Raw genomic sequence first — 12,127 nt, 5'->3', positions numbered from 1 at the left:
CAGGGCTGATCACGACGCGCTGCCGGTCGCGCCGTTGCTCTGGTACTTCGCCATGTTGCAAGCCCTCCAGGGCTGATCACGACGCGCCGCGGCGCACCGTGTGGGTGGCAGTCTCACGTTGCAAGCCCTCCAGGGCTGATCACGACACCGACAAGGAGCGGTGGGCCCGTCAGCTCCTGGAGGTTGCAAGCCCTCCAGGGCTGATCACGACGCAACGATGAGGGCAGGCAGGGACATGGGGCGGGAGGGTTGCAAGCCCTCCAGGGCTGATCACGACGTCTGGGGGCTGCTCAGCTGTCTACTCAGTCGTCTCGTTGCAAGCCCTCCAGGGCTGATCACGACGCCGCGATCAGGTCGGACGCCGCCTGGTCCACGTAGCCGGGTTGCAAGCCCTCCAGGGCTGATCACGACCCGAGGGTAAAGTCCCAGGTCAGAAAGCCTGCAAGCGCTGCCATGGGTCGTGGAAATGCAGCGACTGGTCAGTACTGCAGCGGCGCTGGTCACAGGATGTCGCCCGGCCCGCCGAGGGTGGCGCCGAGCGTCGTAGCGGCGATCATGTCCGGGGAGCGGGCGGTGTAGGTGACGATGCTGTCGTAGGTGGGGTCGATCACGTTGTTGAGCGCGCTGGTGAGGGCGCGGTACTGGGCGGCGGTGAGTTCGCCCTGGAAAACGCTGCGCTGCGTCCAGTGCAGGTACTTGCGGCAGGTTTTGAGGACTCTCGGGTTGCATTCGGCGGCGGTGTCGTAGACCAGGATGACGAACATCAGCCGCTACCACCAGGGCCGGAAGGGCTTGTAGGGCGTGCCCTCCAGGCACAGCCGGACGAGCTTGAGCGCTTCGAGGTGGATGAGTTCCTCGTAGCTGACCTGCCTCTTGAGCGTGCGGTGGTACACGGTCGTCGCCAGTTCGTCCCGGACGAGGGCGGCGATCTTCTTGCGGCCATCCGTACTCAGTGCGGCGCGGCCGACCTCCGTCTCGAAGTCGCCGGGCTTGAGGTGCTTCTGGCTTGCGGCCCGCCGCAGCAGCCGTTCGGCGAACAGGGGTTTGAAGGGTTCGGCGAGGTCGAGGGCGAGGGTGTTGCGGCGGCGGTCGGTGTCGCTGTGCAGGAAGCCGATCGCGGGGTGGAGCGGGGTGCTGCGCAGGGCGGTGAGGACGCGGGCGTAGACGAAGGAGTTGAGGTAGCTGATGAAGGCGTTGCCAGCGTTGGTGGGTGGCCGTCGGCTGCGTCCGTTGAGCCGAAGCCAAGTTGGGAGGCGGGTGTCGAGCACAGCCCACGCGGTGCGGCGGAAGTTGCCTTCCTGACCCATGAGTTCGTCGGTGTCGTGGCAGTCGGGCAGGGCGGCACGCAGCGTTTCGAGTGCCGGATCGAGGAGATCGGACTCCAGGGCCCAGCGGAGGTTCTCGGCGGTGGCGAGGACGAGGGCTCGGGCGATGGGCAGGCGCTGCTCCGGGTCTCCGGTGATCTCGACCTGTCGGCGGACGACGGCGGCGGAGGACATGGCCCCCGCCGGTGCGAAGTGTCCGGCGTGGTTGCCGTAGTGGTCGAGGACGTGGACGGTGACGCCGTGCCGGCTGAGGAGGGACATCACGGAGGTGTTGAGGTCGACGTGGTCGAAGGTGACCAGGTCCCGGATGTCGGTGATGGGCAGGTGGACGGGACTGCCGTCGGCCCGCTCGATGCGGATGCTGTTGTCTTCGCGGCGGATGCGGCAGGGTTCGGTGAGCCAGTAGGTACGGCCGGCGGCGGGCATCAGGTTCCCCAGCAGTAGTCAAGGTAGGAGCAGCCCCGGCAGGCGGCGCGGGTCTGGCGTTCAGGGGCTGCGCCCAGGGCGATCACGGCACGGGCTTCGTCCTCGGCGGTCTCGGCCGCTTCCCTCGCCTCCTCGTTCCAGGGGACGTCGGTGGTGCGGCGGATGAGCGGGTAGTGCACGATGCCACCGCGCACGTTGACGCCTCGGCGTTCGAGGAGCAGGCAGTAGTGGCGGACCTGGGCGTCGTGGGCGGGCGACGGGGTGCGGGAGGACTTGGTTTCGTGGACGACGGCGCCGGCGGTGACCCAGTCGATGCGGGCTTCGCCGAGGTCGACGTCCCGGCGGCGCGTGAACGTCGTCTCGCTCACGACCTCCCCGAACGCGACGAGGTCGCTGCCGCCCTCCGGCCGGTAGCCCCGCATGTAGAGCCAGAGTTGGCGCGGGCAGTGCCGGAGGTACTTGATGTGGACGCCGCCGAGGCCGTGGTCGTCCCGGATGGGGTCGATGGGGATGGGTTTCACAGGATGGTCTCCGGCTCTGCGGGTGGGCGGAGGCCCAGGACGGAGTCGTACCGGCCGTTGATGCGGTGGACGCCGAGCGCGCGGTCGAAACGGGCGTTGTAGGTCTTCAGCTGTCCGAAACGCAGCGGGATGAGCAGACCGGCGGCGAGCAGCGGGTCCGCGTCCTTGCCGACCGCGAGCTGCCGGTACTCTTCGGCGTCCTCCTCCAGGAGCACCTCGACGGTGTCGAAGCGTTCACCGAGGGACCTCGCGTGCTCGGTGCGGTCGTGGAACGGGTCGGTGAAGGTGAGGAACTCCGCGGTGAACCCGTCGCGGGCCTGTCGCGCCCGGTCCTCCCAGCGACGGCCCCAGTCGGTGTCGTAGGCGAGGGCGAGGAGCCGGTCGATGTCCTCTTCGCTGAGGGTGGTGACGCCCTCGGCGACCAGGGTGGTCAGGGCCGACCAGGCGGCGTCCACGGCACCCTGGTCGTACGGGCGATGGCTCTCCGTGCGGTGGACCCGGAACTCGACCGCCCCGTCCGGGTGCAGGCCTCGCCGGTTGACGCGTCCGGCGCGCTGCGCGACGGCCTCGACGGGGGCGTTCTCGACCGCGCCCCGGTCGAAGTCGAGCTGGAGCGAGACCTCGACCGCCTGGGTGGCCACGACCAGTCCTCCCCGGCACCGCAGTTCGTCTGGTCGGCGCTCCGGGTGACGCCTCAGTAGCCGGTCCTCGATCGCGTCGCGGTCCTTGTTCCTGAAGCGTGAGTGGAGCAGCAGCGCGGCGTCCTGGTCATCGGGGCGGTGCTGCCGGGCATGGTCGGCGAGGGCGGTGAAGAGGGCCTGGGCGGTGGCAACGGTGTTCACGACCACGAGGACGCTGTGGCCCTCCTCCAACCCCCCCTCCAGCCGCCCGATGCTCTCCGCGTCCTTCAGCGGACGCTCGTCCACGACGAGGCGGTGCCGCACGGGCGCCGTTCCGGGCGCGGCCCGGTGGCAGGTGACCGGCTGCTGGAGGCTCTCGTCGACGATGGCGAGCAGCGGCGGGGCGAGGGTGGCGGACAACACGGCGATCCTGCTGCCGAGTTGTTCCCACAGCCGCATCGACGCGCAGAGCCGGCCGAAGGTCTCCGGGTCGTAGGCGTGGAGTTCGTCCAGGACGAAGAGGGAGTTGGCCTGTTCGAGGAGGGCGGAGGAGTGGGTGGGTCCGGCGATGGCGGCGGCGAGGAGCTGGTGCGGTGTGGCGACGCGCACGCGTTGGGTGAACAGCCGCATGGCGTTGGCCCGGGCGCGGGCCTTGCGGGCGTCGTCCTGGGTCGGGCTACAGCAGTCGTCCTCCAGCGCCTCCGTGAGGAGGGTACGGGCGAGGGCGCCGTGGAGCAGGCCGATGTCGGGTTCGCGCTCCCCGGCGGCCGGGTGGAGGGTCTTCTGGAAGCGGCGGCGGGCGGCGTTGAGGGAGGCCCGGTAGGGCAGGGTCCACACGAGCCGCGGCAGGCCGGACATGGTCTCCAACTGCCGTGCAGCCCAAGCGAGTCCGGCTTCGGTCTTGCCGCTGCCGGTGGGTGCGACGAGGACGAGGTGGCCCACGGTCGCGCCTGCGTCGTGCTGGTGGCGGTGCGGCGGGTACGGGAGCCGGGCGAGGTAGTCGGTCGGCAGCGGCATGTGGGTCTGGAGGTCCACGTGGGCCGAGCCGGCGTGGTCGGCCAGGGTGAGCGCGCCCTGCGCCAGGACGGCGAGCAGGCCCCGGTGGGCCTTCACGGGGAGCCTCCAGGCGGCCAACACGTCGTGGAGGAGCAGCCGGGCCCGCTCGGCGAGGCCCGGTTCCTTCGGTCCCGGTGGCGCCGGTTCCGTGCCGAGGAAGCCGGCCAGCCAGGCCAGCAGTTCCTGGTGCAGGCCGCGCGGGACCTGTGGCCGTCGGCCGTCCGGGCCGTGCAGGTGGCCGAACGCCTCGTCCCAGCGGGTCTGTTCGTTGTACTGGCGGGACAGCGCGGGCTTGCCGCCGCCGACGGAGGACGCCGAGTGGAGCGGCCGGTGGTGGCTGGCGACCAGCGTGGCGACCAGCAGACGCTCCTCACCGCTCAACCCCGCTGTGGGAGCCAGCAGGTCGACGTAGGCGAGGGAGAGGACCTCGTGGCGCTCGCCCCAGGGGGTGCCCCCGGGTTCGAGCTGCCGCTGGAACAGTTCGGCGATCTTCCCCGCGTCGTGCAGCAGGGCCGCGATCCGGACGAGGGTCCAGAACAGCGGTTCGGTGGCCATGACGCCGGTGGCTCCGATGCGGGCTTCCAGCTGGGCGACCGCGGCGTGGACGGTGCGCAGGTGGGTGGTGAGGCGTTCGGGGTCGTGGCGGGGGCGGGACTTGGCCCGCAGGTCGGTGAGGGCGCGCCGTCGTGGTGGGGTCAGTGGCGGGGTCAGGGGGTCAGGAGCCATACGGCTTGGGTGTCCTTGTGCGGGTGGTCGTTGCCGGTGGGTGCTTCGCGGTAGGCGCCGCGGACCGGGGCCGCCCCGGCGGCTTCGTCGCACCACAGGTAGTCGGACCAGGTGGTGGTGAGGCGGTCGGTGGAGACGGTGTCGGCGAGGCGGTGGGTGTGGGCGGACCGCACACCGTGGCCGTCGGCGGGCGCGAGCGCGTGCCCGACGACCGCCCGCTCGGCGGGTTCGAGGAGGACCTCGGCGAGTCCGGTGAGGTGGACGAGGTCCTGGGAGCGGCCCAGGCGCAGCGCGTGGCGCGGGCGGCGCAGCGCCCTGGCGAACCGGCTGCCCTCCAGTCCCGACTCCGGTTCGGGCAGCCACAAGGTCAGGTGGACGTCGGCGAGGAAGGGCCGGTCCTTGGCCGTCGCGCCGCCCTTGCCGGCCCGGACCCGGCCGCCGGCGGCCGGGTTGCTGCCGTCGGCGGCGATGGGGTGGTAGGTCTCGGTGTCGATGCCGTGGCCGTCCGCCCAGGCCGCCATGCCGAAGACGAAGGGTTCGGTGTACGCGCCGGTGGCGGCGGCGAGCATGCCGCGGACGGTGGAGGGCGGCGGCACCGGGAGGATGCGGGTGAGGCCGGGGAACAGTGGGTCCCGGAAGGATGCGACGGGCGCGCGAAAGGTCGCCCGCAGGGCCCGGACCGGCCCGCCCGGTGGCACAGCCCGCACCGGACCTCCCGGTGGCACCGGGCTCATCGCGGCTCCGGGTCGTCGAACCAGCCGTCCAGCCGGCCCGACCGCAGGTCGTCCGCAAGCCGGAGCAGGACGGTGCGGGGGTGGTCGATGACGATGCTGCCCTCGCCCAGCTCCCGCGCGCACTGCTTCTCGAAGTCCTCGCGCGCCTGGTCACGGAAGCCGGGCCGCCAGCCGACCCGAACCGGCGCCTCCCACTCCCCCTCCCATGCTTCGAGCTCCTGGACCAGGACGTCGCCGCGCACCCGCACGCCCGTGTCCGGGTCGCTGTCGATCACGTTGCCCAGCGGGTTGATGCCGCCCTTGAAGGGGACCAGGACCATCAGGGCGGGCACCCGGTCCCCGTAATGCAGGGCCTGCTTCGCGCCGCCGCTCAGGTGCGCGATCGCCTCGGGCAGCAGCGCCGCCCGACGCCGGCGCTCCTCCAGCGGCAGCCGCACGGCCGGCTGGTCGCGGAACACGGCGGTGCCGGCGCCCAGTTCGACCGCCTCCGCCACCTGAAGCGCCTGCTCCTGCGTGAGGTAGTTCGGCCGGCCCACCCCGTCCGCTCCCGGCAGGGTGAAGGTGCCGATCCTCGGCACGTCGAGCAGGAAGGGCGCGGCGAGGTCGGCGGTGTAGAACTCGTGGCCGTGCAGGACGGGTTCGGTCACCCCACGGGACATGACGCCGAAGTCCTCGGTCGGGTAGACGGGCTCGACGGACATCAGAGTGCCGAGCATGAACGGGCTGTCCCGCAGGGTGGTCGCCGCGTCGTCCTTCTTCGACCCGGCCCGCATGTAGCCGAACAGGTCGTCGTCCGCGTAACGGACCGGATCCGCCTGGGTGTTGGCCTTCTGCGCCTTGCCCTGGGCCTTGCCCACCCTGGTGACGGGCGACGGCACCGAGCCGCGCTCGACCATGGTCTCCCGGATCCAGCGGCGCGCCGCCTGCGCGGACACGTACGGGTGCTTGCGGCCCCTGATCCGCGCGAACTTCACGCGGGACATGGTCTCCTCGCCCCGCCCGTTGTTGGGTGCGCCCGCGTTCACCGAGAGCACCATCATGCCTGCCAGGTAAGCCATTTACGACTGCTCCATCTCGTAGTCGTAGTAACCGTCGTATTCGTCGCCGTGGTCTTCGGCGAAGGCCGGCCGATCCAGCAGCGCCTTGATCTCGCGCTCCTGCTCCGAGTCGGCCGTCTTGCCGCTGACCCGGACCCCGCGCTGCTGGAGGATTACCGACACCTGCGCGAACAGGAGCATCCGCTGTTCCCAGGCCCGCGGCTGGCGCTGGATCAGCGGCTTCCACAGCTCGGGACCCGCCAACGGGGTTTCGTGCCCGTTTAGTTGCAAGCGCGTGTAGGCCTGCACCAGGAGTGCGCCGAGCTGGTAGTCGCTGAGCGCGGCCTTGCGGTACTCCGCCAGGCGCCCGCGCGGGCTGCTGCCCTGAGCGATCCAGTCGGCGATCAGCGTCGCCACAGGTTCGAGATCCGTTTCCATTCCGAAGACCTCCTCGGCGTAGGTGAAGGCGAGCCGGACCAGCGCCTCGCGGTCACGGAGGCTCCACGGGCCATCTGCGTCCGCGAGCAGACGGTGCAACTGTCCGAGCAGCGGACGGCTTCGCCCGTCCTCGGCCTCGAACAGCAGCCGCGCCGCCTCACCCGCACCGCTGGTGGTGGTTCGCCCTTGAGCGTCGTCGCAGTTCAGGGCGCGGCGCAGCAGCTGCCAGCCGCGGCGCAGTAGCGCGTTGCCGTCGACAGTGGCAAGGAAGGCCGGTACGGCGCGCCGCATACGAGTGACGCGCAACCAGGGTTCCTGGTTGTCGTTCTTGAAGCTGAACAGGGTGGTCGCGCACAGTCCGTCGGTCGCGTCCCGCAGCGCGACGAGGACGACGAGTTCGGGCCTTGCCCCGGCGGGCAACCCGGTGAAGCCGGCCTGCATGACGCGCCGGGCACGCAGCACATTGCGGCGGGCGAACTCCCTTTCGGTGTCGGCCTCGTCAGAGGAGAGCACCGTGGCCGAGCCGGCCGTCACCCATGACCCGTAGGGCAGCGCCCACATCGCGATCCGGCACCCCCGGCACACCGGCCAGCCAGGAACGCCCGGCGGCAGGGCGTTCAGGGCCTTGCTCGTGTCGAACAGCGGGAGATTCGACTTCGCCCACACCACCGTTGTGCTGGTAGCGCAGAACGTACAGGGCCGCACTGTCGCCGTGCCTGGAGTGTCCGGGACGAAGAGGCTCTCGATGTCCGGCCTCAGCACGTTCGGGTCGGAAGGTCGCTTGCTGTGCGTGGCCTTCGAGTTCGGGTACAGGGCGAACAGCACCTTCCACCAGTCGTAGCGGGTACTGTCCTTGGATGCCGTCGCCGCCGCTACCAGGTCCGCTGCCAGGACGGACGCGACGGCATCGAGATCCGACTCGCTCACCCGTCCCGGGTCCGCACGCTTCGCCAGGACCGCCACGGCCCACGCGCCCGCACGCTGCAGAGGATGGCTGGTCACGATGAGGGCGCTCACCTCACCCACCCGAAACCTTGAATCGTGTCCAGGCCCAACCACAGGAACGGATCCCCTTAACGAACTGTCCGGCGGCCTCCATCACCACCCGCACCCGGGCCCCGATCCACAGCACCCTGACCCTGCGAACCGTGAACCGCCGCAGAGGACCCGCCTCCAGCACCCGCAGACCCTGCGGGGCCGCCACAGCAAGCAGGTCCGCCTTGTGCGCCAGGTCACGCTGCGAGCAGTCAAGGCGATACTCACCGCCCGGCAGCAGGTTCCGGTCCTCGTGTTCCAGAACGACCGGCGTCACCGTCTCCAGGTCCACCGGCCCCTCCCTCGCCGGCAACACCGCGTCCTTGTCCACCATCACGCCTCGCACCCGCAACCGCGTGTCATCCGAGATGAGTTCCTCGGTTTCGGCTGACGCGCGCACCAGCACCGATGCGATCTCCGGCACCGGCGACCCGAACCACACCGACCCGTCACACGACGTGGAATACACACCGTCCCTGCGCGCCGTCCCCAGAGACGGAGTCCTGCTTACTCCCACCGGCTTCAGCAGCTGCCCCCGCCCCCCGTGTTTATGCAAGGCCCGAGCCAGCGCACCATCCTGGTCGTTGAGCAACCGGCACACCACGCCCCGCGCCGCTCTGTGCACGTCCTCCCAGCGCACACTTGACGCATCCGGCGTCACATCAACTTTCACGCGCACCGCACTCTCCCTACCTACGGATCGCAGCCCGAGTGTTCAGCAAGCTAGTTGGAAGCAAACGATCGACATAACGTTCGTGGCAATTTGCACCAAGATCTAGCTCCATGTGCTAGGGCTTCGGCATCACGGCCAGTTCCGGAGCACGAACAGTGTCCACCTATGCCGGCATCAAACCCAAAGCTCTCCGACCTGCGACGATGCACTACCGTCGAGTTGCCGCAGCAGCATCGCACGAGCAGCCCGCCAGCACTCAGGATCTGACGCCCCATCTTCAGATGCCAACCGCCCCCTCGAAGGTATCGGGACCAGCATCCTCCAGGGTGGCCGGATGGACGAACTCCGGCGGCCACCAAGCCTCGGAGGGATCACGACAGCAGGCAGGCGGCCCTGGAGGTCGACCAACCGCATCGGCATGTAGCTGACTCTGGAGGCTGGCGACAGGTCTGGGGCATCTTTCATTGCGTCCGTCCTGATCAACCATCGCTTCCAACGCGATGCCGCAGAAGCCATGGTCCAGCGCGGTACTGACCAGCCCTTAAGGATACGACGTCAATGATCTTCACCAAGAGTCGCTATTCTTGGCGGGCCGACACCAGTGCGGTGCCATCGTGGCGCCAGCAAGATTCGTCTTCATCAGCCCTGCAGGGCTTGCAATGAGCGCGCCATACTGTCGGTCGAGAGGCCAGCGGCGGTGAAGCCCCTGGGGGACGCCGCCGCTGGTCGGCGCTCATCCGATCCAGTACCGAGTACTCCGCGACCAAAGCGCTGAGTCGGCGCCGCCGCCTCCCAATCGTTCGAAGGATAGTTCCTCGGAGCGAGCTATACGGTCAGTCGTCATTCTCAAGTCGGCGTCACACGCTCGCACTTTGCGATGCTCGTCCCACGATCGGGTGCACCTTAGTTCCAGAAAGCACCGCTCACCAACCACACTGACGGTCCGGTACACAGCCGTTCACCTGTTGCTTTAGCCAGGTCCGCGAGCAGCGGCTATCTCCCAGCGGCGAGCAAGCCTCAGAGCGCTCCCATGCTGAGTCGCCGATACTGGTGCCGACCTGAGCGCGTAGAACATCAGCGATGCGCGCGACTCGCAGTCAAGAACCTCTGCTTCGTGGAGGGAGGACAAGGTGAACGTCTCTGAATCCGTTCTCGGGCTCGCCGACCCGCTGTTGGCTGTGTCGCGCTTCTGCTGGCGGGCCTTCTGCCGAACGCGGTCTTTGCCCGTGTAGCCCCATCAACATCAGCGCATCCGAGGTGACACCGCGAGCGGCAGATTCGGCGACCGCAACCACTCACCCCCTATGCGCGTGTCGGCAACCTGAGGTGGCTCTGGGATCGAGGCAACAGTTGGAGGCCCAAGGAGTTCCTCTGCCGGATGCCGCGTGCCCCTTGCGGTTGGGTACCGAAGATCTGCCGTTACCACTGGCCATCGCGTGTGGAGTCACCCGGCTCCAAGTGCCGCTGGTTCCCCGGGCTCCCGGGCCTACCGACGCGGCCGGTCGTTTCGGGGTGGGGGGCCACAGATCGGGTGTCAGCCTGGCCGCGTGATCCACGCCCCTCCAGCTTGTCGATCCAGTGGAGGATAGAAGTGCAGTTCATGGAGTTGCCCTGGCAGGAAGAAACTTCGATCAAGATCGCGGGAGTAGCCCTGAGCACCGTGTTGGAGTGGTCTCTTCAGCTCATCAAGAACCACGCCAGCCGACAGAGGAGTCTGCCACCGGGCACAGCAGTGGAAACGTCCGTGCGGCGTCCGCGCCGCACTCGGCGGTCGCCGCGTCGGGTGGCCGAGTTGAAGCGCTCGAGGGCTCGGTTCGAGCGTGCCGCGAAGCTGCGTCCGGCGGGGCGGGGTCGGAGTGGTGCACAACGACGCCGACCTCGGCAGTGCCGCCGTCCCAACAACCGTACCTCTTGACCCACGGCACGTGAACGACCATCTTGGGTGCCCGGCCGCCACGCGGCGACCGGGCACCCGGATCATGTCAGGACGTCGGCCTCAGCCGGCATCCGGGATGTCAGCGGGTACGGTCGAACAACCTTGCCTCAATAAGCGAAAAGTCCGCTCAGCGGGTGCCGGCGTTGCAGAATGTGCGCGGCCGCATCGGGCCGGCCTCCGGGGAATCCCGAGAGTCTCGGGCGAAGAACCTTTCGATGTCCGGCCTCAGCACGTTTGGGTCGGAGGGCCGCTTGCTGTGCGTGGCCTTCGAGTTCGGGTAGAGCGCGAACAGCACCTTCCACCAGTCGTAGCGGCTGCTGTCCTTGGGCGCCGTCGCGGCCGCGAGCACGTCGTCCACCAGGACGGACGAGACGGAGTCGAGGTCGGCCGCACTCACCCGGCGCGGGTCGTCGCGCTCGGCGATGACCACCGCGGCCCAGGCACCCGCCCGCTGCAACGGATGGCCGGTCGCGAGGAGTGCGGTCACCGCACCCACCCGAACCCCTGGATCGTGTCCAGGCCCAGGCCCCAGGAGCGGATCGCGTTCACGAACCGGCCGTCGGCCTCCATCGCCACCCGCACCCGGGCCCCGATCCGCGGCGCCCCGCGCACCGTGAACCGCCGCCGAGGGCCCGCCTCCAGAACCCGCAAACCGCGAGGGGCTGGCAAACCCAGCAGGTCCGCCTTGTGCGCCAGGTTGTGCTGCAAGCGGTCGAGGTAGTGCTCGTCGCCCGGCAGCAGGTTCCGATCCTCGTGCTTGAGCACGACCGGCGTCACGGTCTCCAGCTCCACCGGCCCCTTCCCCGCCGGCCGCACGGCGTCCGCGTCCACGGTGATTCCGCGCACCCACAACCGCGTTTTCCCCCAGGCCAGTTCCTCCGTCCCGGCCAACGCACGCACCAGCACCGACGCGATCTCCGGCACTGGGGACCCGAACCAGACCGACCCGTCACGCGACGTGGTGTACACGCCCTTCTTGCGCGGCGCCCCCAGAAACAACGGCCCGGCCACCCCCACCGGCTTCAACGGCTTCCCCTGCCACCCCCCGTCGTGCAAGGCCCGCGCAAGCGCCTCATCCTCCCCGCTGAGCAACCCGTACACCACACCCCGCGCCGCCCCGTGCACGTCCTCCCACCGCACACTCGGCGCATCCGGCATCACATCGACCCTCACCCGCACCGCACACTCCCGAACCGCGTATCGCAACCTGAACACGCCGCAAGCTAGTTGGGCGTGAACGATCGACATCGCATTCCTCACAATTTGCACCAATAACGGGCCTTGTGTGCTAGAGACAACGGCACCGCCACCAGCCCTGCGACGAGAACAGCGTCCCCCCCGCCGGGGCACCAGACCCAAAGCAGCCTGACCTGCGACGATGCACTACCGCCGAGTCGCCGCAGCAGGTCACTCGAAAGCAAGCCGTGCACGCCCCTGGACCTGGTGCTTTACCCTCGGGTGGTGATCAGCCCCGGAGGGCTCGCAACCAGTCCCCTGACCAGGCCTACTGACTTCAGCTCGTCAGGGTGAACCGTCCCGGTTTGCCAGACGGGCTCGTTGCGACGGCTGTATCCGATGGTGTGTGAGATATGCGGATGGG

At 69.3% G+C, this 12,127-nt stretch carries 10 protein-coding genes and 1 CRISPR repeat array (1 of these 11 cut by a window edge); all 10 genes read right to left on the bottom strand.

The window, feature by feature from the left end:
• Positions 1-411: a CRISPR direct-repeat array (repeat unit 29 nt; unit sequence GTTGCAAGCCCTCCAGGGCTGATCACGAC); it reaches 467 nt to the left of the window's first position.
• Positions 412-500: 89 nt separating this feature from the next.
• The 10 genes from cas2 to cas6 all read right to left on the bottom strand — a co-directional run bounded on the left by cas2 (position 501) and on the right by cas6 (position 11,775).
• On the bottom strand, positions 501-764 hold the full coding sequence (gene cas2 / locus ACFWP2_RS35190; protein WP_380459311.1) for a CRISPR-associated endonuclease Cas2: 264 nt from the start codon (positions 762-764) through the stop codon (positions 501-503).
• 6 nt (positions 765-770) lie between these two features.
• Positions 771-1,751 carry a type I-B CRISPR-associated endonuclease Cas1b gene (cas1b, locus tag ACFWP2_RS35185; protein WP_380459308.1) on the bottom strand — a complete coding sequence of 327 codons (981 nt, stop codon included), beginning with the start codon at positions 1,749-1,751 and terminating at the stop codon, positions 771-773.
• Entirely contained in the window at positions 1,751-2,272 is a 522-nt protein-coding gene (locus ACFWP2_RS35180) for a CRISPR-associated protein Cas4 (RefSeq protein ID WP_380459306.1), read from the bottom strand. Before ACFWP2_RS35180 ends, cas1b begins: the two co-directional genes overlap by 1 nt.
• Positions 2,269-4,674, bottom strand: a complete 2,406-nt coding sequence (cas3, locus tag ACFWP2_RS35175) for a CRISPR-associated helicase Cas3' (RefSeq protein ID WP_380459303.1) — start codon at positions 4,672-4,674, stop codon at positions 2,269-2,271. The genes ACFWP2_RS35180 and cas3 overlap by 4 nt, the downstream gene beginning before the upstream one ends.
• The gene (gene cas5 / locus ACFWP2_RS35170) at positions 4,656-5,408 is read right to left on the bottom strand and encodes a CRISPR-associated protein Cas5 (protein ID WP_380459300.1); all 753 of its coding nucleotides are present in this window, start codon (positions 5,406-5,408) and stop codon (positions 4,656-4,658) included. Before cas5 ends, cas3 begins: the two co-directional genes overlap by 19 nt.
• The gene (cas7i, locus tag ACFWP2_RS35165) at positions 5,405-6,466 is read right to left on the bottom strand and encodes a type I-B CRISPR-associated protein Cas7/Cst2/DevR (protein WP_380459298.1); all 1,062 of its coding nucleotides are present in this window, start codon (positions 6,464-6,466) and stop codon (positions 5,405-5,407) included. Before cas7i ends, cas5 begins: the two co-directional genes overlap by 4 nt.
• Entirely contained in the window at positions 6,467-7,900 is a 1,434-nt protein-coding gene (locus tag ACFWP2_RS35160) for a hypothetical protein (protein WP_380459295.1), read from the bottom strand.
• Between the two features lies 1 nt (position 7,901).
• A complete protein-coding gene (locus ACFWP2_RS35155; protein ID WP_380459292.1) occupies positions 7,902-8,342 on the bottom strand; it encodes a hypothetical protein in 441 nt (146 codons plus the stop codon).
• A 2,312-nt stretch (positions 8,343-10,654) separates the two neighbouring features.
• Complete coding sequence (locus ACFWP2_RS35150) at positions 10,655-11,014, bottom strand: hypothetical protein (protein ID WP_380459289.1); 360 nt, start codon at positions 11,012-11,014, stop codon at positions 10,655-10,657.
• A complete protein-coding gene (gene cas6, locus ACFWP2_RS35145; protein WP_380459287.1) occupies positions 11,011-11,775 on the bottom strand; it encodes a CRISPR-associated endoribonuclease Cas6 in 765 nt (254 codons plus the stop codon). Before cas6 ends, ACFWP2_RS35150 begins: the two co-directional genes overlap by 4 nt.
• Positions 11,776-12,127: the final 352 nt, after the last annotated feature.

Origin of the sequence: Kitasatospora sp. NPDC058444 (assembly GCF_042721415.1) — a bacterium.
Lineage (GTDB): Bacteria > Actinomycetota > Actinomycetes > Streptomycetales > Streptomycetaceae > Kitasatospora.
Note: the sequence above shows the minus strand (reverse complement) of the source record. Positions and strands in the feature narration are given on the sequence as shown.